Origin of the sequence: Bacillus sp. FSL K6-2861, assembly GCF_038630725.1 — a bacterium.
GTDB classification, from domain to species: Bacteria; Bacillota; Bacilli; order Bacillales; family Bacillaceae; genus Bacillus; species Bacillus velezensis.
The window spans coordinates 2,147,102-2,173,303 of record NZ_CP152037.1 but is presented as its reverse complement, the minus strand read 5'-3'; the positions used below and the strand labels follow the sequence as shown (position 1 = coordinate 2,173,303).

At 50.8% G+C, this 26,202-nt stretch carries 3 protein-coding genes; all 3 read left to right on the top strand.

The annotated features are described in order from the left end of the window. The first annotated feature begins 20 nt into the window (after nt 1-20). Genes NYE62_RS10560 through NYE62_RS10550 form a run of 3 tightly spaced genes read left to right on the top strand, consistent with a single transcriptional unit; the run spans nt 21 to nt 26,184 of the window. On the top strand, nt 21-7,718 hold the full coding sequence (locus tag NYE62_RS10560) for an amino acid adenylation domain-containing protein (protein ID WP_342496928.1): 7,698 nt from the start codon (nt 21-23) through the stop codon (nt 7,716-7,718). 15 nt (nt 7,719-7,733) lie between these two features. Beyond that, nucleotides 7,734-15,383: an amino acid adenylation domain-containing protein gene (locus tag NYE62_RS10555; protein ID WP_342496927.1), complete on the top strand. Its 7,650-nt coding sequence runs from the start codon at nt 7,734-7,736 to the stop codon at nt 15,381-15,383. A 25-nt stretch (nt 15,384-15,408) separates the two neighbouring features. Continuing rightward, on the top strand, nt 15,409-26,184 hold the full coding sequence (locus NYE62_RS10550) for an amino acid adenylation domain-containing protein (protein WP_342496926.1): 10,776 nt from the start codon (nt 15,409-15,411) through the stop codon (nt 26,182-26,184). The last annotated feature ends 18 nt before the right edge of the window (nt 26,185-26,202 follow it).

Sequence of the window (26,202 nt, the reverse complement as noted above, 5' to 3'; positions counted from 1 at the left end):
TAAAAAGGTGTGTGGCATTCGTGACACAAGCGACAGAAATTCAAGATATTTACCCTTTATCATATATGCAGGAAGGCATGCTGTTTCATTCGCTTCTGGATTCCGGATCAAACGCATATGTCGAGCAGATTTCGTTTACAGTCAGCGGGGATTTATGCATTGATACATTCCAAAAAAGTCTGGATATGCTTATCAGCCGTTATGATATTTTCAGAACGATTTTCATAAAAGAAGTGCCTGACCTTGAAGGACCGCAGCAGGTTGTTCTTTCACGCCGTGACACAGCCGTACAGACTGAGAACATTTCAGACTATTCGGAAGAACGGCAGCAAAGCATCATGAAGGAATTCAAGGAAACCGACCGGAATAAGGGCTTTGATCTGCAAAAAGGCCCCTTAATGCGCCTGACTCTTTTTCAAACGGGAGAAAACCGCCATACATGCGTTTGGACTCACCATCACATTATGATGGACGGCTGGAGCTTGGGCATTGTGCTGAAAGATTTCTTCAGCATGTATTATGCGATCCGAAACGGGCTGCCTGTAAACCTCGGCAGTCCGGCTCCTTACAGCTCTTATATCAAATGGCTCCGAAGCCGGAATAAAGAAGAAACGTCAGCGTTCTGGTCGCGCTGCTTGGAAGATTACGGAGAAGTCGTTTCCGTTCCGCAAACGAAGAATAAGCCGGCGCAAAACGGTTATGCATCTGAGCATTTTCAATTTTCCCTTGAGTCTGAAACCGTGCAAAAGCTGACAGACATTGCCCGAAGCATCGGGGTCACGCTGAATACTATATTTACGGGCATTTGGGGGCTGCTTCTCCATCGTTACAACGGGACTGAAGATGCGGTATTCGGTTCAGTTGTTTCCGGCAGGCCGTCAGCTATCGCCGGCATCGAATCCATGGCCGGACTGTTTATCAATACCGTGCCGGTAAGGGTGCGCGCGGCTGGGGATATGACTTTTTCTTCTCTTCTCAAAAAGGTGCAAAAAGAGTCACTCGCTGCGGAAGAGCACAGCTATTATCCGCTGTATGACATCCAAAACGAGAGCGGCCTGCAAAAAGATCTCTTGAACCACATCCTGGTTTTTGAGAATTATCCGGTTCAGATGCAGACTGCGGTAAACGGCTGGAAGCAAACGGAAAGCAGTGCGCTCTCACTTGAAAACTTTTCGATGGCGGAAGAAACCAATTACGATCTTAACGTCGTCATCGTTCCGGGAGAAGAGTTTTATGTGAAATTCAGCTACAATGCGGGCATCTACGATCGGGAAGACATGAAACGGATCAAAGGGCATATTCTGGAGGTCATCTCCTGTGTAACGGAAGATCCGGACAGGCTTTTATCAAGCATCAGTCTCGTGCCTCCGGAGGAAGAAGCCTTGATTCATTCGTTTAACGAAACGAACCGTCCATACCCTGAGACAACCGTTCATGGGCTGTTTGAAGAACAGGCGGCAAAAACGCCTGACCAAGAGGCGTTGAGATATAACGGGGTAAGCTGGAGCTACAAGAAATTAAATCAGCGGGCGAATCAGATTGCGCATGCGTTAAGGGAAAAAGGCGCACGCCCCGACCAGATCACCGCTGTTATGCTGCGCCGATCAATGAGTACGGTTGCCGCTCTGCTCGGAATTTGGAAGTCGGGCAGCGCCTATATGCCGATTGATGCGGAATTCCCGCCTGAACGGATTTCATTTTTACTGAGAGACAGTGAAGCCTCACTGCTCGTGACCGAAAAGGACCTGCTCCCCCTCATTCCGCCGCATTTCAAGGGCAGCGTCGTCATCATGGAGGAAACGGTTTCCCAGCAGACTTCACCGCTTCCGCCGGTATCTGACAGCGGAAATTGGGCGTATGTCATTTACACCTCCGGAACGACAGGCCGGCCGAAAGGGGTGCTTGTACAACACAAAGCGATCAGCAATACATTGCAATGGCGGCGTGAAGAATACGGGATGACAGAAGGGGACATAGCGCTTCATCTTTTTTCATACGTATTTGACGGGTCATTAACGAGTCTTTTCACTCCGCTTCTGTCGGGCGCCTGTGTATTGTTAACTGATGAAGATGATGCGAAAGACGTCCTTTCAATAAAACAGAAAATCACCCGCCACGGAGTGAGCCATCTTCTGATCGTTCCGTCTCTGTATCGCGTTCTGCTTGATTCGCTGACGAAAAAGGATGCGCAGACGCTTCAAGCGGTGACATTTGCCGGGGAAGCGGCCACTCCTGATATCGTGGAAGCGAGCCGCGGCATATGCCCGAATGCCGAGCTGCTGAATGAATACGGGCCGACGGAAAACAGTGTGGCCACGACGATTCTGCGCAACCTGCAAAAAAGCAGCCGGATTACGATCGGGCGCCCGATTGCCAACACTTCTGTCTATATGATGCACGGAGATCGGCTGCAGCCGGTCGGAGCCGTCGGTGAACTGTGTATTTCCGGAAAAGGTCTGGCGGACGGATATTTTCAGCAAAAAGAGCTGACGGACAAAGTCTTTACCCCTCATCCGTTTCGTGAAGGTGAACGGCTGTACAGAACGGGAGATGCAGCCCGATTTTTACCGGATGGAACGATTGAATATATGGGACGCTTTGACGATCAGGTGAAGGTAAGAGGTTACAGAATTGAATTAGGAGAAATTGAAACGGCACTCAGAAGTCTGTCCGGGGTAAAAGAGGCGGCAGTCACCGTGCGCAAAACGGCGGACGGGGAACAGGAGCTTGCAGCTTATGTCGTACTGCAAAACGCGGGTGTGACATTTGACCCTCATGCCGAATTGGCCGGGAGATTACCTGCTTATATGATACCGGGAAGCTTTACGAAATTGACGGAAATGCCGCTGTCTGTGAGCGGAAAACTTGATCGGGCCGCACTTCCTGAGCCGAAAGAAGCTGAGAGAACCGGTGATTATCAAGCTCCGCGCACAATGCTTGAGACCGAGCTGCTGTCTATTTGGCAAGAAGTGCTGAAACGGGAACATATCAGTATGAGAGATGATTTCTTCCAAATCGGCGGACAGTCGCTGAAAGCCGCGTCGCTTGTTTCAAACATACATAAACGGCTCCAAATTGAACTTGCCGTCCGCCATGTTTTTGAACATCCGACCATCGAGAGCATGGCCCGCTTCCTTGAACAGAGGAAAAGAGGAGAATATGCAGAAATCACGCCTGCTGTGGCAAAGGACTTGTACCCGCTATCTTTTGCGCAAAAAAGGCTCTATGCCCTTCATCAGCTTGCAGCGGACAGTACGGGCTATCATATGCCCGCTTGTCTGGAACTGAGCGGCAGACTCAACCGGGATCGGCTGCACGAAGCCTTTTCAGCGCTGTTACAAAGGCATGAAGCGTTACGCACATCATTTGTTTTACGAAACGGGGAGCCGATGCAGCACATACATGCACATGTCGATCTTGACCTCACAGAGATTCACATGCCATCCGGGAACCTTCTTCAAGAGGTGATGGAAACTTTCGTCAAACCGTTTGACGTGGAAAAAGCGCCGCTTTTGAGAGTGACTTTAGCCAAAGTTACTGAAGAACGTCATTTTCTGCTGCTTGATATGCATCATCTTATCGCAGACGGTGTGTCAATGAGTGTTCTGATTCAAGAATTGACGGATTTGTACAGAGGAAAAGAGTTGCGGCCGTTAAAACTCCAGTACAAAGATTTTTCCGTCTGGCAGCATGAGCGGTTTGCCGCTGAAGAATTCAAAAGACATGAGCGTTATTGGCTGGATGCGATCGGGGAAAACATTCCCGTTCTTGATCTGCCGCTCGATAAAAAGCGCCCGCAGCTTCCTGATTTCAGCGGGTCCGTTGTTCGAACGCGCCTTCAAAAGGAAACGGCGGAGAACTTGCGCCGGCTCATGGATGAGACGGGTTCGACACTGTATATGATTCTTTTGGCAAGCTACTCCTTGTTCCTTTCTAAATTGGGCGGGCAGGAAGACATTGTCGTCGGTTCACCTGCGGCCGGCAGAAGCCGCGCTGAGCTTGACGGGGTCATCGGCATGTTTGTAAATACCGTGGCAATGAGAAGCAGGCCGAAAGGGGATAAGACATTCCGCGCTTATTTAGAAGAGGTGAAAATGCTCGCCCTCGGCGCGGCCGAACATCAGGACTTCCCGTTTGAAGAACTTGCCCAAAAGCTTGATACACACCGGGAAGTCAATCGCAATCCGCTGTTTGATGCCATGCTCGTTTTGCAAAACAGTGATGATTTCGAAGTGAACCTTCCGGGCTTATCCGTTTCTTCACATGCAGTGAAGCATGACATTTCAAAATTCGACTTGACGCTTCATGCCGAGGAACGGCCGGATGGCTCACTGGATTTTCATTTTGAATACAGTACCGCGTTGTTTGAAAAAGATACGATTGAACGGTGGGCTGGTCATTTTAAAGAGCTTTTAGGACAAATCGCATCGGATGATGAGCGGAAGCTGTCTGACATTCATTTGCTGGGCATAAACGAGCGGCAGATGCTTCTTCAAGCGGAAAATCAAACGGCGGAGTATCCGAGGCATGAAACGATTGTCAGTTTATTTGAAGCACAGGCGGAAAAAATGCCGGATCAAATTGCAGCCGTCATGTCTGATGAGCGTCTCACCTACCGCGAGCTCAATGAAAAGGCGGATCGAATCGCCGATATGCTGTCGGAAAACGGCATCCGCTCCGGACAGATTGTCGGAATTATGACCGAACGATCTCTGGATATGCTGATTGGGATTCTCGGTATTTTAAAAGCGGGAGGAGCTTATCTGCCGATTGATCCTGACTATCCGGACGAGCGGATTTCATTTATGCTGACTGACAGCGGCGCGCGTGTTCTGTTGACGCAATCGGGTCTTGGGATATCCGGAATGGACGGGCTGCCGGTTTTATACATCGATAAGCCTGAATCCGTTTCAGCAGACAGAACGAAAGAAATGATAACGCCTGAACAGCCGGCTTACGTGATTTATACATCGGGCACAACCGGAAAACCGAAAGGCGTTATGACGGAACACCGCAATGTCATCAGCCTTATCACACATAAAGGACTGCCGTTTGATTTCGGCTCTGAAGACGTCTGGACGCTGTTCCATTCCTATTGCTTTGATTTTTCTGTCTGGGAAATATTCGGCGCGCTCTTATACGGCGGAAAGGTAGTTATCGTGCCGAAAGACACAGCCCGTGATCCGCATTTGTACCGGCAGCTGCTGCAAAGTGAAGGCGTAACGGTGCTGAACCAAACGCCGACGGCTTTTTCCGGACTCATTCATGAAGAGGCCGGGCATACGGACAAGCTGAAGCTTCGATATGTCATTTTCGGCGGAGAAGCGCTTCAGCCCGGCATGCTGAAAAGCTGGAAAGAGAAGTACCCGGAAACGGAGCTTGTTAATATGTACGGTATTACGGAAACCACGGTTCACGTCACATGCAAAAAACTGAATATGGATGATATTGAGAGAAACAAAAGCAATATCGGCAGACCGCTGGAAACCCTTCATGCTTTTGTTATGGACGCCTATATGAATCCGCAGCCGATCGGAATTCCCGGTGAGCTTTATATCGGCGGGGAAGGCGTCGCGAGGGGATATGTAAACAGGGATGATTTAACCGCCTCCCGTTTCATCACGAATCCGCACGTTTCCGGCATGCGGCTCTACCGGACGGGTGATATCGCCAAAAGGCTCTCAAATGGCGAGCTGGAATATGTCGGGCGGAAAGATGCGCAAGTAAAAGTCAGAGGCCACAGAATTGAGCTGGGAGAAATTAAATCAGCGCTGCAAGAGCTTTCCTCCGTGAAAGAGGCCGCCGTGATCACACGTGCTGATCAGCACGGTCAGCACTCCATTTACGCATACGCGGTCTTACACGGGAACGAAAAGATAAAAGAAGCAGAGATTCAGGCCTCTCTCAGAGCTTTTCTGCCGGAATATATGATTCCCGCCCGCTTGATAGAGCTTGATGAACTGCCTTTGACGGCGAATGGGAAGCTGGACGAGAGGGCGCTCCCGCAGCCTGAATTAAATGAAAGCCTTGGAGATGATATCAGCCTGAGAAATGAAACTGAAGAAATGATGGCTGACATCTGGGAAGAACTGTTAGGTGTTGAAGGACTCGGCCCCAATGCTCATTTCTTCCATCTCGGCGGGGATTCGATTAAAGCGCTGCAAGTATGTGCGAGGCTGAAACAGCAGGGCTATGAAACGACCGTCCGCGAGCTGTTCGAGCATCAGACACTGGGAGAAGTGTCGATGCGGCTCCGGAAAGTCCGCCGCGTGATTGATCAGGCTCCCGTCACGGGAGACGTGCCGCTGACGCCGATCCAGCACTGGTTCTTTTCGCAATCATTGCCGCATGATCATTTTAATCAGTCGGTTATGCTCCGCAGTGCGGACAGAATCAATGAATCTGCTATGAGAAAAGCGTTGGCACAGCTTGCGGTTCATCATGACGCATTACGGATGGTATGCTGCACGCAAAACGGATCGGTGACTCAATACAACAGAGCGGAAAACCTTTCTGAAGAAGAACTCTTTACGTTTGAAACGCATGACGTGAGAGGGAAAGGGTCATTACAAGAGGAGCACGCCGCAATTGAACAGGCGGCCGCCCGTATTCAAACTTCCATTCGGCTGGAGACGGGTCCGCTCGTAGCTGTCGGATTATTTCACGCTAATGATGGCGATCATCTGCTGCTTTCCATTCATCACCTTGTCATTGACGGGGTGTCATGGCGGATTTTATTTGAAGATCTCACCGCATGCTACAGGCAGGTGCTCGAAGGAAAAGAAACCGCGCTTCCGGCAAAAACCGATTCCTATCAGACTTACGCGAAGCAAATCTCTGATTATGCTAAAAGCCGCCGGCTGTTACAGGAAGCAGACTACTGGTCCGAAAGAGAAAGAGCGGCGGTCGAACCGCTTCCGAAAGATGCCCGCATCTCTTCCAATCTTCTGAAAGATACAGATGTGATGACCGTTACATTGACGAAACAGGAGACTGAGCAGCTGTTAACGGAAGCGAACAGAGCATACACAACAGAGACGGGTGAATTATTGCTTGCCGCGTTAAGCCTTGCGCTGAACAGATGGACCGGAAACGAGACATTCAAAATCAGCATGGAAGGCCACGGAAGGGAAGAGCACTTGGAGCATCTTGATATCAGCAGAACAATCGGTTGGTTTACGTCAATTTATCCGGTATTGGTTGACGCAAGTTTTCAAGATCAGGCTGATGACGGCGAGCGGCTCGGCTATCACATTAAGCGGACAAAAGACATGATGCGCCGCATTCCGCATAAAGGAGCGGGATACGGGGTGCTGAAGTATATAAGCAAACTCTGGGAAGAGACTGAATCCGATTCTCCTGAAATCAGTTTTAACTATCTAGGGCAGTTTGACAGGGAGATCCGTTCCAGCGGCTTTGGTGTTTCTCCCGTAAAAGCGGGAAATGAAGTCAGCCCAGACTGGGAACGTCCGTACACACTTGATATCAGCGGCTCCGTATCGTCGGAATGTCTCAGCATGCATGTCGTGTACAACCGTTTTCAGTATCAAAAAGAAACGATTGAAGTTTTGACGGGATATTTTCATGCCTTTCTCAAGCAGATCATCTCGCATTGCACAGGCAAAGAGGAGCGTGAATGGAGCGCCGCTGATTTCAGTGACGAGGAGTTAACGCTGGAAGATCTGAGTGACATTATGGGAGCCGTCAACAAACTATAGAAAAGGAGTGGCGCAATGGGGCAGCAACCGGAAATACAAGATATATATCCTTTATCTTTTATGCAGGAGGGCATGCTTTTTCATTCTCTGTTGGATCATGACTCAAGAGCCTACTTCGAACAAGCGGTGTTTACGATCAACGGACAGCTTGACCGGGAACGATTCCAAAAAAGTATAGATGCTGTTTTTGAACGATACGATATTTTCCGTACGACATTTATTCATAAGAATGTGGCGAAGCCCCGCCAAGTCGTGTTGAAAAACAGGCCGAGCCGCGTTCAGTTTCATGATATTTCTCATTTGGACGAGAAGGCGCAAGACAAATATGCCGACCGGTTCAGAAAAGAAGATAAAGATAAAGGCTTTGATTTGCAATCAGACCCTCTCATGAGAGTCTCCATTTTGAAAAAAGCGCCTGAACGCTATGTTTGTATCTGGAGCCATCATCATATCGTCATGGACGGCTGGTGCTTCGGAATTGTCATGAAGGAATTTCTGATGATCTATCAATCTCTCGGAGACGGACGGCTCCCGTCTCTCGAGCCTGTTCAGCCATATGGAAAGTATATTAAATGGCTCATGAAGCAGGATCGTAAAGAAGCCGAGATTTTTTGGAAAACGAGACTTGCCGATCTTGAGCAATCGGCGTCTCTTCCGAAAAAATCCGCGGAACCAAATGGCGAACTTGAGCAGGCGGTTTTCACCATTTCTGAAGAGCAGACAAATGAGCTGAAGAACATTGCGGCAAGGGCGGGAGCAACGCTGAATACAGTGTTCCAGGCACTGTGGGGCATTTTGCTCCAGCGTGTCAGCCGCTGTGATGACGCCGTTTTCGGTTCTGTCGTTTCCGGCCGGCCGTCGGATCTCGCAGGCGTGGAAAAAATGGTGGGACTGTTTATTAATACGATTCCCGTGCGGGTGAAAAGCGGTTCATTTTCTTTTCTGGAGCTCGTCAGGCATTTGCAGCAGGAGACGCTGCAAGCAGAAGCGTACAGCTATTATCCGCTGTATGACATTCAGGCGCAAAGCCCTCTGAAGCAAGCGCTGTTTGACCACATTATCGTGTTTGAAAATGTGCCGGCCCAGCGTGAAATTGAAAATGTGAGTCAGGCCGGTTCATTTGATTTTGCGGTAGAAGATTTCTCGATGGAGGAAGTCACAAACTACGGATGCAGCATAAAGGTGATTCCGGGAAATTCTCTTTATATCCGCTTAAACTTTGATACCGGTATATACGATCGTGTTTTTATGAAGAATATTGAAACATTTTTACGGCATATGATGAAGTCAGTCATTTCCGACCCTGAAATGAGCGCCTCCGAGATCGCATTGCTTGATGCGTGTGAAGCCAGAAATATGCTGGATGCGTTTAACCGTACAGAAGCGGTTGAACCGCCGGCTCCGACGCTTCACGGGCTGTTTGCCCGCCGCGCCGCGCTTTCGCCGCATCGTCCGGCGCTCCGTTTTCCGGGCGGCATGCTGACGTACGCCGAGCTTGACCAGTACACAGACAGGCTCGCCGCTCGGCTCCGACAAAAAGGCGTCCGCAAAGAAAGCATGGTCGGCGTGCTCGCTGAACGCTCGCCGGAGATGGTGGTTTCAGTGCTTGCCGTGTTAAAAGCGGGCGGCGCCTACGTGCCGCTTGACCCGGAGTATCCTGAGGACAGGCTGCGCTATATGCTCGATGACTGCGGCGCTTGTCTCCTGCTTGCACAGCCGGGGTTATCCGTTTCCGGTTTTTCCGGCGAGACGCTTGAAGTGTCTCTTTCTGCTCTGACAGGCAAGACGGAGACAGGGGCTGTCTCTGAAGAAGCGGATAGCGATTCGCTCGCTTATATCATTTATACGTCCGGTTCGACGGGAACACCGAAGGGAGTGGCTGTTGAACACCGTCAGGCCGCCGCCTTTTTATCAGGGATGCAAGGGCAGTTCCCGTTGACGGAAGAGGATATTATCGTGCTGAAATCATCCTTTTCTTTCGACGCTTCCATCTGGCAATTGTTTTGGTGGACGATGTCCGGCGCCTCCGTGTATCTGCTTCCGGCCGGCTGGGAGAAAGATCCTGTGCGGATGATTGAAGCGTTTGCCTCAGAAAAGGTGACGACCGCGCATTTTATTCCGGCGATGGTCAACAGCTTTTTAGACGCGCTGGAAACAGTGCCTGCGGAAACAAGAACACGCCTCGGCAGAACACTGACACGCGTGTTCGCCGGAGGGGAAGCTCTTTCCCCGCTTACGGCTGCCCGGTTTGCCGATCTTCTGCCGGAGACCATGCTTATTCACGGCTATGGACCGACGGAAGCGACGGTTGATGCGGCGTTTTACGTCTGTGACCGAAAACGGGACAGCGGACGGACAAGGCTTCCGATCGGAAAACCCGTTCCGGGTGCCCGTCTGTATGTATTAGATAGCGGAGGAACCATCCAGCCTGCGGGCGTGGCAGGAGAGCTGTACATCGCAGGGACCGGCGTGGCCCGGGGCTATCTGAACCGCCCTGAGCTGACGGAGGAGCGCTTTGTCGTTGATCCGTTTTATCCGGGAGAACGCATGTATCAGACGGGCGATATCGCACGCTGGACAGAAGAGGGCCTAGTCGAATGGCTCGGACGTTCAGACGGACAGGTGAAAGTCCGCGGCTACCGGATTGAACCGGGAGAGATCGAAGCGGCGATCCGGCGCATCGACGGCATTCGTGAGGCGGCCGTCACCGCCCGGACCGAACACGGCGAAACCGCGCTTTACGCCTATATCGAAGGACGGGAAAGCGATGACGTGCGGGCGGAGCTTGCGACACGCCTTCCGGCTTACATGATGCCGGCTCAGTTTATAGAGATGAGCGAATGGCCGGTCACGCCGAGCGGAAAGCTTGACCGCCGCGCGCTGCCGGCTCCCGGCGGAGCGGCAGACAGACAGGCGTACACCGCCCCGCGGAACGTCACGGAAATGAAGCTTTGCGCTCTTTGGGAAGAGGTGCTGAAAAACGGCCCCGTCGGCATCCGGGATCACTTTTTTGAGCGGGGCGGCCATTCGTTAAAAGCGACGGCTCTCGTCTCCCGCATCGCCAAAGAATTCGGTGTTCAGGTGCCGTTACAGGACATCTTCGCCCGGCCGACGGTGGAAGAGCTCGCTTCGGTCATTCAGGACTTGGAAGAAAGCCCGTATGAAGCGATTCAGCCTGCGCAAACACAGGACACCTATCCGGTGTCTTCGGCGCAGAAACGGATGTATGTGCTCCAGCAGCTTGAAGACGGCGGTGTCGGCTACAACATGCCGGCTGTGCTGGAACTGACGGGCCCGCTTGACCGTGTCCGGCTGGAGGAGACGTTCCGGCAGCTTGTGGAGCGGCACGAGTCGCTCAGAACGTCCTTTGAAACGGGGCCTGACGGCGAACCGGTGCAGCGCATCCATGACAGCGTACCGTTTCAGCTCGATGAGGCCGAGTCAGCTGACGCATTCGTCCGGCCGTTTTGTCTGGAGGAAGCGCCGCTCTTCCGTGCGGCCCTCGTGAAAGAATCGGGCGAACGCCATCTTTTATTAACGGATATGCATCATATTATTTCTGACGGTGTGTCCGTCAACACCTTGATTAAAGAATTCGGCGAGCTGTACGCAGGCCGTTCGCTTGCGCCGATGAGCCTCCAATATAAAGACTATGCCGTCTGGCAGCGGTCATTTCAGGAGAAAGAAGGGTATCAGAAGCAGGAAGCCTATTGGCTGAAGCGGCTAGAAGGAGAGCTTCCGGTGCTTGAGCTTCCGGCTGACAAGCCCCGTCCGGCTGTCAGAAGCTTTGCGGGCGGCAGCGTATCGTGCACGCTTGACGCTGAAACGGCATCCGGCCTTCACCGCATCACCCGGGATCACGGCTCCACTTTGTATATGGTGCTTCTCGCCGCGTACAATACGCTACTCGCGAGATTGAGCGGGCAGGAAGACATCATCGTCGGCTCGCCGATTGCCGGGCGCCCGCACAAAGACCTTGAACCGATTCTCGGCATGTTCGTCAACACGCTCGCCATCAGAACGGAGCCGAAAGGGGACAAACGGTTCACCGATTATTTGGCGGAAGTCCGCCAGGCTGCGCTTGAGGCGTATGAGCATCAGGACTACCCGTTTGAAGAGCTGGTGGAACGGCTCGGCGTGCAGCGGGACATGAGTCGCAATCCGCTGTTTGATGTGATGTTTGTGCTCCAAAATATGGAGCGTGAATCCCTGGTGTTAAATAAACTGCATTTGGCTCAAGCTGCGGATACAAGTCATAAAACCGCAAAGTTTGATGCCACGCTTTACGCGTCAGAAGGGTCTGACGGTTCCATCAGCTTTGATTTTGAATTCAATACAGATATCTATCAAAAACAGACAATTGAAAAATGGCTTTCTTATTTTACTCGTATTCTTACAAAAGTAATTGAAAACCAAGCGATACCGCTTGGTGACATTCACGTACTGGATGATGCTGAAACAAATTGCGTCATTTATCAGTTTAATCAGACGAAAAGCGATTACCCAAGACACGAAACCATCAGCCGTTTATTTGAGCGTCAGGCAAAAGAAACCCCCGATGCCCGGGCAGTTGTATATGATGGACAAATCTTGACATACCGTGAGCTGAACGAACGGGCTAACAGAATAGCGGCGGCTCTCCGATCAAATGGCGTCGGTCCGGAAAGCGTTGTCGCATTATTAACCGGCCGCACAACAGAGCTTGCTTCCGGAATCCTCGGAATATTAAAAGCGGGAGGCGCCTACTTGCCTATTGGTGACGATGTGCCGCGGGAACGGGCTGAATGGATGCTTAAAGACTGTAAAGCTGATATTCTTCTCCAATCTGATAAACTTGACGGTCTGCCGCTTTCAGGAAAACGTTTATTCATAGAGGATATTCAAACAAAGGCCGGCTTGAGTTCGGAAAATCCCGAACCGCTCGGCGGACCTGAATCATTGGCCTACATGATTTATACGTCCGGGTCAACAGGTGCGCCAAAAGGCGTCATGATTGAACAGCGAAGCGTGATCCGCCTTGTGAAAAACAGCAATTATATCGATTTTACGCCGGAAGATAGACTGTTGTTTACTTCATCATTAGGATTTGACGTTACGACATTTGAAATATTCGGTCCGCTCTTAAACGGCGCTTCTTTATATGTAAGTGACCAGGAAACCTATCTCGACTCGGATGTTCTGGAAACATTTATACAGCAAAACGGCATTACGACACTGTGGCTGACATCGTCTCTGTTCAACCATTTATCAGAACAAAATGAACACGTGTTTTCCGGATTATCCCGATTGATTATCGGCGGGGAAGCACTGTCCCCGAGCCATGTAAACCGGGTTCGGAATGCGCTGCCGCATCTCTCAGTATGGAATGGATACGGACCGACTGAAAACACGACGTTCTCGACTTGCTTTTTGATTGAACAATCATACGATCATTCAATCCCGATCGGGCGCCCTGTCGGAAATTCAACCGCATATATCATAAACAGCAGGGGAACACCGCAGCCGATCGGCGTCATCGGCGAATTGTGCACGGGCGGAGACGGTGTGGCAAGAGGATATTTTGGCCGCCCTGAGCTGACGGAAGAAAAATTTGTCCCTAATCCTTTTGTTCCCGGAGAACGGATGTACCGCACCGGAGATTTAGCCCGCTGGCTGCCGGACGGAACGATCGAATATGCCGGGCGGATGGATGATCAAGTGAAAATCCGCGGTTATCGGGTGGAGCTGGGAGAGATTGAAGCCGCACTGAGGAGCCTGGACGGCGTGAAAGAAGCTGCCGTGTCAGTCAGAACCGGGCAGTCCGGCAATAAAGAACTGATCGCATATATGAGTCTGCATGCGGACATGGATACAGAAAAAGTGCGTTCTTCACTGTCTAAGCAACTGCCGAATTACATGGTTCCGGCCTATATGATGGAACTTGAGAAGCTGCCGCTTACGCCGAACGGTAAATTGGATCGGAAAAATCTGCCCGAACCGGAGCTCGCGCTTCAAACCGCGTACACAGCTCCCCGCAATGAGCTTGAAGAACAGCTTTCCGTGATCTGGCAGGAAGTGCTCGGCACAAAACAAGTCGGGATTGAGGACTCATTTTTTGAGTTGGGCGGCGATTCAATCAAAGCGCTGCAAGTTTCCGCACGACTCGGACGCTATGGGTGGAAAATGACGGCAAGCGACTTATTCCGGCATCCGTCCATTAAGGAGCTCGCGCCACTTATCCGGAAAGCGGAAAGAGTCATCGATCAGCGGCCGGTGGAAGGAGACATACCTTGGACACCCGTTCAGCACTGGTTTTTATCACAGCGGATGGAAAACAGAAATCATTTCAATCAGTCCGTCATGATGTTCAGCTCTGACGCATTGCATAAACAGCCGCTCAAAGAAGCCTTGGAGCATCTTGTCATTCATCATGATGCACTCCGGATCACCGTCAGTGCAGAAAACGAAAGTTTCAGACAAATCAATCACGGTATTCAAAAAGATGAACTGTACAGCTTGGACATTTGGGATCTGTCTGAGACAGATACTTGGGAAAGAGAAATAGAAACTGAAGTGGCTGCGCTCCAACAGCGGATGGATATTGAAAAAGGCCCGTTATTAAAAGCCGGCTGGTTCAAAACCCGGTCCGGGGATTATTTATTCATCACCATACATCACCTGGCGGTTGACGGAGTGTCATGGCGTATTTTGCTGGAGGATTTATCAGCTGCTTACACTCAAGCCGTAAAAGGTCAGCCGGTTCAGCTTCCGCCAAAAACCGATTCGTTTAAGCAATACGCTGAAAGGCTTTCAGAATACGCAAAAAGCAGCAAGCTGATGCGTGAAGAAGAATATTGGCGTTTTATTGAAGAAGAAACAGCCGCCGAACTTCCTTATGAAAAACCGCAGCATCAGACGGGAGCCGACAGCATTCGGCAAACGGTAAGCTTTACGCTTACAGAAGAAGAAACGTCCGTTTTGCTTCAGCAGGTCAACCGGGCCTACCATACCGATACGCAAGATATTCTTGTGACTGCCGCAGCTTTGGCTTTACGGGACTGGACAGGGGGCGGCAGACTGCGCATCGCGATGGAAGGGCACGGGAGAGAGCACATCATGCCGGAGCTCGACATCAGCCGCACCGTAGGCTGGTTTACCTCCATGTATCCGGTGCTCATTGACTTGAACACAGCAGGCGCTGAGCTTGGAACGTCGGTAAAAACGGTCAAAGACACACTCGGAAGAATACCGGATAAAGGAATAGGCTACGGCATTTTAAAATACATGACACCGCCTGAACAAAAAACAATCCGCTTCAGACAAGCGCCTGAAATCAGCTTTAACTATTTAGGGCAATTCAATGATACAGAAGATCAGCACACGTTCAGTCTGTCCGGTCTTGCAAGCGGGCACGACATCACGCCGACATGGCAGCGGGAACAAGCGGTGGAAATGAGCGCGATGGCCGCACAAAACAAACTTCACTTCAGTTTGAGCTATCCGCCGAGCCGCTTCCGCAAAGAAACGATGGAACAGCTGCTGCAAACTTTACAGCAATATTTGCGTGATATTATGGCGCACTGCACCGGCAAAGAGGAAGCAGAAAAAACCGTTAGTGATTTTAGCAGCAAAACGTTAACATCTGATGATTTGGACAGCATAGCGAGTTTTGTCGAGGAACTGTAGAAAAAGGCGACGGGGAGATTATAACATGACAAAAAAGAATGCAATTCAGGATATTTATCCGCTGTCTTATATGCAGGAAGGAATGCTTTTTCATTCCCTCCTGCAAAAGGAATCACAGGCTTACGCCGAGCAGGCCTCCTTTTCAATAACGGGGAAGGTTGACACCTGCGTGTTTGAAGAGAGCGTTCATGCCCTTTTCGAAAGACATGATATTTTCAGAACGATCTTTATCAGCCAGAACGTGTCAGTGCCGCAGCAGGTCGTATTAAAAGAGCGGAACGTCAGCATCATTGAGGAAAATCTCACCAATTTAAACAAGGCTGATCAAATCAAGCATATTGAAGAAGCCAAACGAAGAGACCGTAAGAAAGGATTTCATCTGCAAAAAGACATGCTGATGCGGGTGACGCTGCTTCAAACCGGTGAATGTGAATATACGTGCATATGGAGTTTCCATCACATCATTATGGATGGCTGGTGTCTCGGAATCGTGCTGAAAGAGTTCTTCCAGATATACGCCTCGCGGCTCCGCCGGACACCGTTAACGCTTGAGCCCGCTGTGCCGTACGGGACCTACATCAAGTGGCTGATGGAGCAAGATAAAGAAAAAGCCGCTTCGTACTGGGAGCGGTACCTTGAAGGCTTTGAGCAGCAGACTGTTCTGCCGAAGCAGAAAAAAGCCGGCGAAAGCAGACAAGAGGAAGTGACGTTTTCCTTTTCAAAAGAGGACACGGCTAAGCTGAAAGAGCTGGCCGTAAAAGAAGAGGTCACGCTGAGCACCATTTTCCACACGCTCTGGGGCATTTTGCTTCAGGCGTATAACCAGACAGAAGATGCGGTTTTTGGTTCTGTCATTTCCGGAAGGCCGTCTGAAATCGAAGGCATCGAGCGAATGATCGGCCTGTTTATTAATACCGTGCCTGTCCGGATCAGCGGGGCAAACATCCCGTTTCAAAAGCTGATCAAAAACGTGCAAAAGGACGCTTTGAAAGGACAGGCTTACAGCTATCACCCGCTTTATGACATACAGGCGAATTCACAGGTAAAACAAGGCTTAATTGATCATATTCTTGTCTTTGAGAATTATCCGGTTGAACAGGAGCTTGATGTGCTGAACAGCAAGGGGGACACGAAAGACCTTTTTCACATCCATGATTTCAGCATGGAAGACGAAACCAACTACAGTTTTTACCTGATGGTGGCGCCGGGTGACGAGATTCATTTGAAAATGAGATACGATTCAAGCGTGTATGACCGCCAATTTATTGAAAATATCAAAGGCCATTTGGCACATATCGTCTCCCAAGTTCTCGACAAACCGGACATCACGCCGGACAAGCTTGCAATCATCACTCCAGGGGAAAAAGCGCAGCTGCTTGCGCCGATTTCTGAAGAGACCGAAAAGCCTGAATATGACACGGTTCATGCAATGTTTGAACGGCAGGTTGCAAAAACACCAGATCAAATCGCGATTCGGTATGAAGGTGAGTCAGTGACGTACAAAGAGCTGAACGAATCGGCTAATAAGCTGGCCCGCCTGCTGCAAAAGCGCGGATTAAAGCGGGAGGAACCGGCAGGCGTCATTCTCGGCCGTTCCCCTTCTTTAGCGGCGGCTGTTCTCGGTATTATAAAAGCGGGCGGCGCCTTTGTCCCGATAGATCCGGGCAGTCCAAAGGAGCGTATCCGATATGTCATTGAAAACAGCGGCTGCGTCCATGTTGTAACAGAGCGGCATCAGTCAGTGCCCGCGGAACAAACGCTGCAAGTTACATACATAGAAGACGCCGGGACGGAAGCGGACGGAAGCAATGTGCAATCCATTAATACGGCAGACGACCTCCTTTATATGATTTATACATCGGGAACGACAGGGAAACCGAAGGGTGTGCTGCTCGAACATAAAAATATGGCCAACCTGCTTTCTCACCAATTGACGAACACAGACATTGATTTTTGCACAAATGTGCTGCAGTACGCATCTGTTGCGTTTGACGTCTGCTATCAGGAGTTATTTTCAGTACTCTTGAGCGGCGGCACCCTTTGTATCGTGCCGGAATCAATCAAACGAGACGTTTCTCAGCTGTTTTCGTTTATTGATCAGCACAACACGGAAGTTGTGTTTTTCCCGACTGCGTTTGTCAAAATGCTTTTCAATGAAGAAGGTTATGCACAGTCTTTTCCCCGCTGTGTGAAGCATGTCATTACGGCCGGGGAGCAGCTGACCGTTTCGCGTTTGTTCAGGCAGACGCTCCGTTTACACGGTATGCATCTGCATAATCATTACGGCCCGTCAGAAACTCATGTGGTTTCAACGTATACGATTTCTGCGGGAGATGACATACCTGAACATCCGCCGATCGGGAAACCGATCCATCATAACAAGATGTATATTCTCAGCAAAAATAGGCAGCTTCAGCCTCTCGGAATTGCGGGAGAATTGTATATTTCCGGCGCGAATACAGGAAGAGGCTATGTGAACAATCCGGCGCTGACCGAAGAGAAATTTTTGCCGGATCCGTTCAGAACGGACGCCGTCATGTACCGGACCGGAGATTTGGCAAGACTGCGTGCGGACGGCCAAATTGAATACATCGGCCGGACAGATGATCAAGTGAAGATCAGAGGGTACCGGATTGAACCGAAGGAAATTGAAACTGTCCTGGCAAATCATCATGCCGTGAAAGAAGCTGCTGTTCTGATTCAAACGAATGAGTCGGGCGAAAATGAATTATGCGCCTACTGCAGCGTCTCACAAGCGACTGATCCTTCTCAGCTGCGAAGAGATTTGGCGAAAGAGCTGCCTGATTATATGATTCCGGTCAAATGGGCTTTTGTTGACTCGATTCCGCTCACTGCGAACGGAAAAGTCGATCAGCGGGCCCTTCCGGAAGCTTCGGCGTACGCAGCGGGCCGTCAATATACAGCTCCCCGGAATGTGACGGAGCTGAAGCTTACCCGCATATGGGAAGAAGTGCTTCAAAGCGGCCCGATCGGCGTTCACGATCACTTTTTCGAGCTTGGCGGCCATTCATTAAAGGCGACGGCACTCGTTGCAAAAATAGCTAAAGAGTGCAGTGTGCAAATCCCGCTGAGCGATGTCTTCAGCCATCCGACTGTAGAAGAACTCGCCAAAATCATCAGTGAAGCAGAAGAGAACCCGTTCGCATCCATAGAAAAGACAGAAATGAAAGAAACATATCCTGTCTCATCCGCCCAAAAACGGATGTACGTCCTTCACCAGCTTGAAAATGGCGGTGTCAGCTATAACATTCCAGCCGTTTTAGAGGTGAAGGGGCCGTTTGACCGAGACAGGATGGAAGCCGTGTTCAAGGATCTGATCCGGCGGCACGAACCGCTCAGAACGTCCTTTGAAGAAAAAAACGGCCTGCCCGTGCAGAGGATTCATGACGACGTGCCGTTTGCATTTACAAAAGAACAATCAGCCGAAGCGTTTATCCGGCCGTTCGATCTCGGCAAAGCGCCCCTTTTCCGGGCGGGATTTGTCCAAATAGAAAAAGACCGGCATCTGCTTTTAGCTGACATGCATCATATTATTTCAGACGGCGTATCCGTCAATCTTTTGATACGTGAATTCAGTGAGCTGTATGCTGAGAGAAGTCTGCCGCCGTTACGGATTCAATACAAAGATTATGCCGTCTGGCAGCAATCATTTATGGCGGGCGCCGCATATCGGAAACAAGAGGAGTACTGGCTGAACCGGCTTGCCGGTGAGATTCCCGTGCTTGAATTGCCGGCTGATAAGCCGCGTCCCCCGGTGCGGAGCTTTTCCGGAGACAGGGTGTCATTTGTCATCAATGAAAAACATACAGCTCAGTTGAAAAAGCTGGCGAAAGAAAACAAATGCACACTGTATATGACGCTGCTTGGTGTGTACACAGTTCTGTTAGCCCGTTTAAGCGGACAGGAAGATATGATTGTCGGGTCTCCGATTGCAGGAAGGCCTCATGCCGACCTTGACGCCGTTCTGGGCATGTTTGTCAATACGCTTGCTTTCAGGACGCGTCCCGACGGAAGCATGACATTCAAAGAATATTTAAAGGAAATTCGCCAAACAGCGCTTGAGGCTTACGAACATCAGGATTACCCGTTAGAAGAGCTCGTCGATAAGCTCGGTGTGCCGCGTGACATGTCCCGAAATCCGCTGTTTGACACAACATTTGCGCTGCAAAATATGGAACAGCAGAAGCTTAGGGCAGCCGGACTTGAACTGCAGCCGGCAGACGTCAGCCTGCCGATTTCTAAATTTGACTTATCGCTGTACATCTCTGAAAACGCCGGTGAATTATACTGCCAGTTTGAATACAGCACCGATTTGTTTAAGAGAAAAACGATTCAAAAATGGGCGGGATTTTTTACGACACTTGCCGAAAACGCCGCGGCTGATCCGGGCCTGGAATTAGACGATATTTCTGTTTTGACAGAAAAAGAAGAAGCGTCTCTGCTTCAAGATTTCAGCCCCTTGCAGAAAACAGCGTTTCCGCTTCATCAGTCTCTTCATGATCTGCTGGAACAGCAGGCGGAAAAAACGCCGGACCGTCCGGCAATTTTAACTGATGACATTTCGATTACGTATCAGGAACTGAACGAAAGGGCAAACGAGCTTGCGCACCAGCTGATCAAGCGCGGGATAAGGCTGGAGGATAAAACTGCCATTATGGGCCGACGTTCTCCTGACATGATGATCGGCATTTACGCTGTCTTAAAAGCAGGCGGTGCATATCTGCCGATTGATCCGGATTACCCGGAAGAGCGGATTCGCTTTTTACTGAAAGACAGCGGCGTGAAATTCTTACTGGCAGAACCAGAACTTTTCGCACCAGATCTTTTTGAGGGAGAAACGATCTCTCTGAAAAGCGGACAAACAGGAAACCCTGAAGCTGCGGCCAACCCTAACGTTCCGGTAAAACCTGATTCATTGGCTTATATCATCTATACATCCGGTTCTACGGGACGCCCAAAAGGCGTGCAGGTTGAACATCGGTCAGCCGTAAACTTTTTATACTCACTGCAAACGCGTTATGGATTAAGTGATTCTGACATCATTTTGCATAAAACATCATACTCTTTCGACGCTTCGATTTGGGAGCTGTTTTGGTGGCCGATCGCGGGAGCTTCTGTTTTCCTCCTTCCGCAAGGCGGCGAGAAAGACCCTGAAATGATACTGAACGCATTGGAGAATAACCGCATAACGGCGGCTCATTTTGTGCCATCCATGCTTCATGCTTTCTTGGAATATATAAATTCCAGAAAACAGCCGATCAAAAAAACCTGCTTAAAAAGGGTTTTTGCCGGCGGCGAACAACTGGGCCCGCACCTGGTTTCCCGTTTTCATGACCTTCTTGCGGGAACGGAATTGACAAATTCCTACGGTCCGACGGAAGCGACAGTAGAAGCGGCGTACTTTGATTTGCCGCAAGGAAAAGAATTTCACAATGTTCCGATCGGCATTTCCGGGCATAACATGCGGCTTTATATTTTAAATCAAAAGAAACAGCTTCTGCCGCCGGGCTGTATCGGAGAGCTGTACATCGCGGGGACAGGGGTGGCTCGGGGCTATCTGAACCGGCCTGAGCTGACGGAGGAGCGCTTTCTCAATGATCCGTTTTACCCGGGAGAACGCATGTATCAGACGGGCGATATCGCACGCTGGACAGAAGACGGCCTAGTCGAATGGCTCGGACGTTCAGACGGACAGGTGAAAGTCCGCGGCTACCGGATTGAACCGGGGGAAATCGAAGCGGCGATCCGGCGCATCGACGGCGTTCGTGAGGCCGCGGTCACCGCCCGGAACGAACACGGCGAAACCGCGCTTTACGCCTATATCGAAGGACGGGAAAGTGATGATGTGCGGGCGGAGCTTGCGACACGCCTTCCGGCCTACATGATGCCGGCTCAGTTTATAGAGATGAGCGAATGGCCGGTCACGCCGAGCGGAAAACTTGACCGCCGCGCGCTGCCGGCTCCCGACGGAGCGGCAGACAGACAAGCGTACACCGCCCCGCGGAACGTCACGGAAATGAAGCTTTGCGCCCTTTGGGAAGAGGTGCTGAAAAACGGCCCCGTCGGCATCCGGGATCACTTTTTTGAGCGGGGCGGCCATTCGTTAAAAGCGACGGCTCTCGTCTCCCGCATCGCCAAAGAGTTCGGTGTTCAGGTGCCGTTACAGGACATCTTCGCCCGGCCGACGGTGGAAGAGCTCGCTTCGGTTATTCAGGACTTGGAAGAAAGCCCGTATGAAGCGATTCAGCCTGCGCAAACACAGGACACCTACCCGGTGTCTTCGGCGCAGAAACGGATGTATGTGCTCCAGCAGCTTGAAGACGGCGGTGTCGGCTACAATATGCCGGCTGTGCTGGAACTGACGGGCCCGCTTGACCGCGGCCGGCTGGAGGAGACGTTCCGGCAGCTTGTTGAGCGGCATGAGTCGCTCAGAACGTCCTTTGAAACGGGGCCTGACGGCGAACCGGTGCAGCGCATCCATGACAGCGTGCCGTTTCAGCTGGATGAGGCCGAGTCAGCTGACGCATTCGTCCGGCCGTTTTGTCTGGAGGAAGCGCCGCTCTTCCGTGCGGCCCTCGTGAAAGAATCAGACGAACGTCATCTTTTATTAACGGATATGCATCATATTATTTCTGACGGTGTGTCCGTCAACACCTTGATTAAAGAATTCGGCGAGCTGTACGCAGGCCGTTCGCTTGCGCCGATGCGCCTTCAATATAAAGACTATGCCGTCTGGCAGCGGTCATTTCAGGAGAAAAAAGGGTACCAGAAGCAGGAAGCTTATTGGCTGAAGCGGCTTGAAGGAGAGCTTCCGGTGCTTGAGCTTCCGGCTGACAAGCCCCGTCCGGCTGTCAGAAGCTTTGCGGGCGGCAGCGTATCGTGCGCGCTTGACGCTGAAACGGCATCCGGCCTTCACCGCATCGCCCGGGATCACGGCTCCACTTTGTATATGGTGCTTCTCGCCGCGTACAATACGTTACTCGCGAGATTGAGCGGGCAGGAAGACATCATCGTCGGCTCCCCGATTGCCGGGCGTCCGCACAAAGACCTTGAACCGATTCTCGGCATGTTCGTCAACACGCTGGCCATCAGAACGGAGCCGAAAGGAGACAAACGGTTTACCGATTACTTGACGGAAGTCCGCCAAGCCGCGCTTGAAGCGTATGAGCATCAGGACTACCCGTTTGAAGAGCTTGTGGAACGGATCGGCGTGCAGCGGGACACAAGCCGCAATCCGCTGTTTGACGCCATGCTTGTCGTCCAGAATATAGAGCATGAGGAACTGCTGTTGGACGGTTTGCATATTCAGCCTGCGGACGTGTCCCGTCCGGTTTCCAAATTTGATGTCACTTTGCAGGCTTCTGAAGGCGGGGGACAGATTCATTTTCTGTTTGAATATGCAGCGTCTTTATTCCGGAGAGAAACAATGCAGCGCTGGGCTTCCCACTTTATGACGATGCTTGAACACATTGTCCGTGAACCGGAAACTTCTTTACAAGCGATCAGCATGCTGACTGCTCCGGAACGGAACCGGATTCTTTCGGACTTTAACGGCATGACGGATCAACAGCTGCCTGAAAAAACAGTTCATGAACTGTTCATCACCCAGGCGCGAAAAACACCTGATGCCGCGGCCCTTATCAGCGGGGAAACATTGATCACATACAAAGAATTAGATGACTGGTCGAATAAAATCGCCAGAGCCCTGCAAAAACGGCAGATCGGACCTGATGCAGCCGTCGGCATTGTGATACCAAGATCGCCGGAACAAGTAGCGGCAGTCTTCGGGGTTTGGAAAGCCGGAGGAGCCTACGTCCCGATAGATCCTGAATATCCGGAGGAACGCAAGCAATATATCATCTCAGACAGCGGCACAGCGCTTCTCCTTACCGCACACGGTGCGATAGAACAAGTGCCTGATCGTTTTAACGGTGAAGTGCTCGCACTGGAGGATATCCAAGAACAGGATGCTTCGCCGGTCCAGTCATTATCAGGACCGGAAGATTTGGCTTACATCATTTATACATCGGGAACGACAGGCAGGCCGAAAGGGGTTATGGTCGAACATCGATCCGTCAGCCAAACCCTTCAATGGCGAAGCGGATTTTATGATCTGAATGAGAAAGATACGATTCTTCAGCTCTTTTCATTTTCATTTGACGGGTTTGTAACAAGCATGTTCACACCGCTGATTTCCGGTGCGAAAGCGGCCGTTTTAGCCGAAGATGAAGCAAGAGATATTCTTGCTATTAAACACTATCTTGCATCTTACCGCATCACTCACATGATCATTGTTCCCGTACTGTACCGTACACTGCTTGACGTACTGGAGCCGGGGGATGCAGAGTCTCTCAGAATTGTCACATTAGCCGGAGAAGCCGTCGACCAAAACATTATCAGCCGCAGTTTATCAGTTTGTCCACACACGGAGCTTGCCAATGAGTACGGCCCGACGGAAAACAGCGTCGCCACTACAGCGGCAAGACATATAGAACAAAGTGAGAACATCACGATCGGCCGTCCGATTGAGCATTCACACGTTTATATTTTAAACGGAGATCATCCGCAGCCGATCGGTGTAACGGGAGAACTTTGCATCTCGGGTTCCGGCCTTGCAAGAGGGTACCGCAATCTTCCTAAGCAAACGGCCCAAGCCTTTGTCCAAGACCCGTTCCAGAAGAACCGGCGCATGTACCGCACGGGCGACCTGGCAAAATGGCTGCCGGACGGCACGCTGCAATATATCGGCCGAATAGACGAGCAAGTCAAAATCAGAGGCTACCGGGTGGAACTGAAAGAAATTGAATCCGCCTTAACAGGCATAAAAGGTGTCAAAGAAGCAGCCGTCACCGCTCTGCCCGCATCAGCAGGCCAAACGGAACTATGCGCTTATATCGTGACAGAAGAAGGAACAGAAAGTGAAACTGTGCAGCAAGCACTCAGAAATGAAATGCCCGCTTATATGGTGCCGGCGTTCTTTGAAACACTTGAAGCCCTGCCTGTCACACCGAACGGGAAGCTTGACCGCCGCGCGCTTCCTGAGCCGCGGAAAAAAGCGCACACCGGACGGGCATTTACCGAGCCTGAAAGCGACATAGAAAAAGAACTTTCCGCGATTTGGAGCGAAGTGCTCGGAACTGAAAACATTGCCGCGGATCAATCATTTTTTGAACTGGGCGGCGATTCCATCAAAGCCCTGCAAGTATCAGCCCGATTACATCAGGCAGGAAAACAGATCGCTGTAAAAGATATTTTCAGCCGGCCGACAATTAGGGAGCTGGCGCCTTATGTCCGTACAGAGCGGCAGCCGGTCAGCCAAGCTCCTGCAGAAGGAGAAGTGAAGTGGTCGCCGATTCACAAATGGTTCTTCACACAAGACATGAAGGAAGCAAATCATTTTAACCAGTCTGTCATGCTGACGAGAGCAAATTCAATAGATGAAGAGGCTCTGAGGAAAACGTTAAAAGCCATTACCGTTCATCATGATGCCTTGCGCCTTGTCTGCAAAAAAGACGAAGAGAAAGGTCTTCTCCTCTTCAACAGACCGGCTGACCTCGCAGATGAGCAGCTTTACAGCCTGACCATATTAGAAATGGAAGGCAATGAGCATGAGAAGGAACGTTTTGTAAAACGCCGCGTCGCAGAGCTTCAGAGAAACATGGATTTAGAGAACGGGCCGCTGGTACAGGCGGGGCTGTTCCGCTCTGAAGCAGAAGATTACTTGTTTCTGACGGTCCATCATCTCGCTGTCGACGGGATATCATGGCGGATTTTATTGGAAGATTTGGCTTCTGCTTATGAACAGGCCATCTCTGGACAGGAAATCAAACTCCCTCCGAAAACCATGTCATTCAAAACATATACGGAGCAGCTGGCCGATTATGCCGAAAGTAAACAGCTTCTTCAGCAGGCGGAGTATTGGCGGGAGATTGAACACTATGAAACAGAAAGTCTTCCTTACGAACAGGCAGATTTATCTCAAACTCCTGCAAAAAAACGGAACACGGTATCCTTCACTCTGACAGAAAGTGAAACGGACGCCCTGTTGAAAGATGTGCACAGTGCCTACAATACGGATACGCAAGATGTGCTTTTGGCTTCCGCCGTGCTTGCCATTCAAAAGTGGTCGCCGCGGCACGCTTTGAAAATCGCCCTTGAAGGACACGGACGCCAATCGGAGCAGGCAGGTGCGGACATCAGCAGGACAGTGGGGTGGTTCACTTCCATTTACCCGGTGCTTTTCCGGAGCGGAGTTTATGAACCTCTTGAAGAAAATGAAATTCGCACATTGAAAACCGTCAAAGACACATTGCGGCGCATTCCGGATAAAGGGAACGGATACGGCGTCCTCAAATATTTAACACCGCCGAAGCTTGCCGGGATGACTTTCGGGAAAGCACCGGAGATCAGCTTTAATTATCTCGGACAATTCGATGCGCCCGGCGGGAACCCGGCAGAAACGGAACAGCCTGACGCGTTTCAGTTTTCTCCTTTGGGAGGCGGAGATGATGTGACAGATACATGGAAACGGGAGCAGTCACTTGAAATCAGCGCGATTGCGGCAAAAGGCCGGATGACCGTCAGCATTTCCTATGAAACGGAGCGCTTCCGGCAAGATACGATCGAACGGCTGTCCGAAAGCTGCCGGTATTATCTCCTGAAACTGTCGGAACACTGCCTCAGCAAAACCGATACGGAGAAGACCGTCAGTGACTTTGATGATCGGGAGCTGACTGAGGAAGCCTTGCAGGATATTGCCGACTTACTCAGCTTCCACTAAACCGAGCGGGAGGAACAC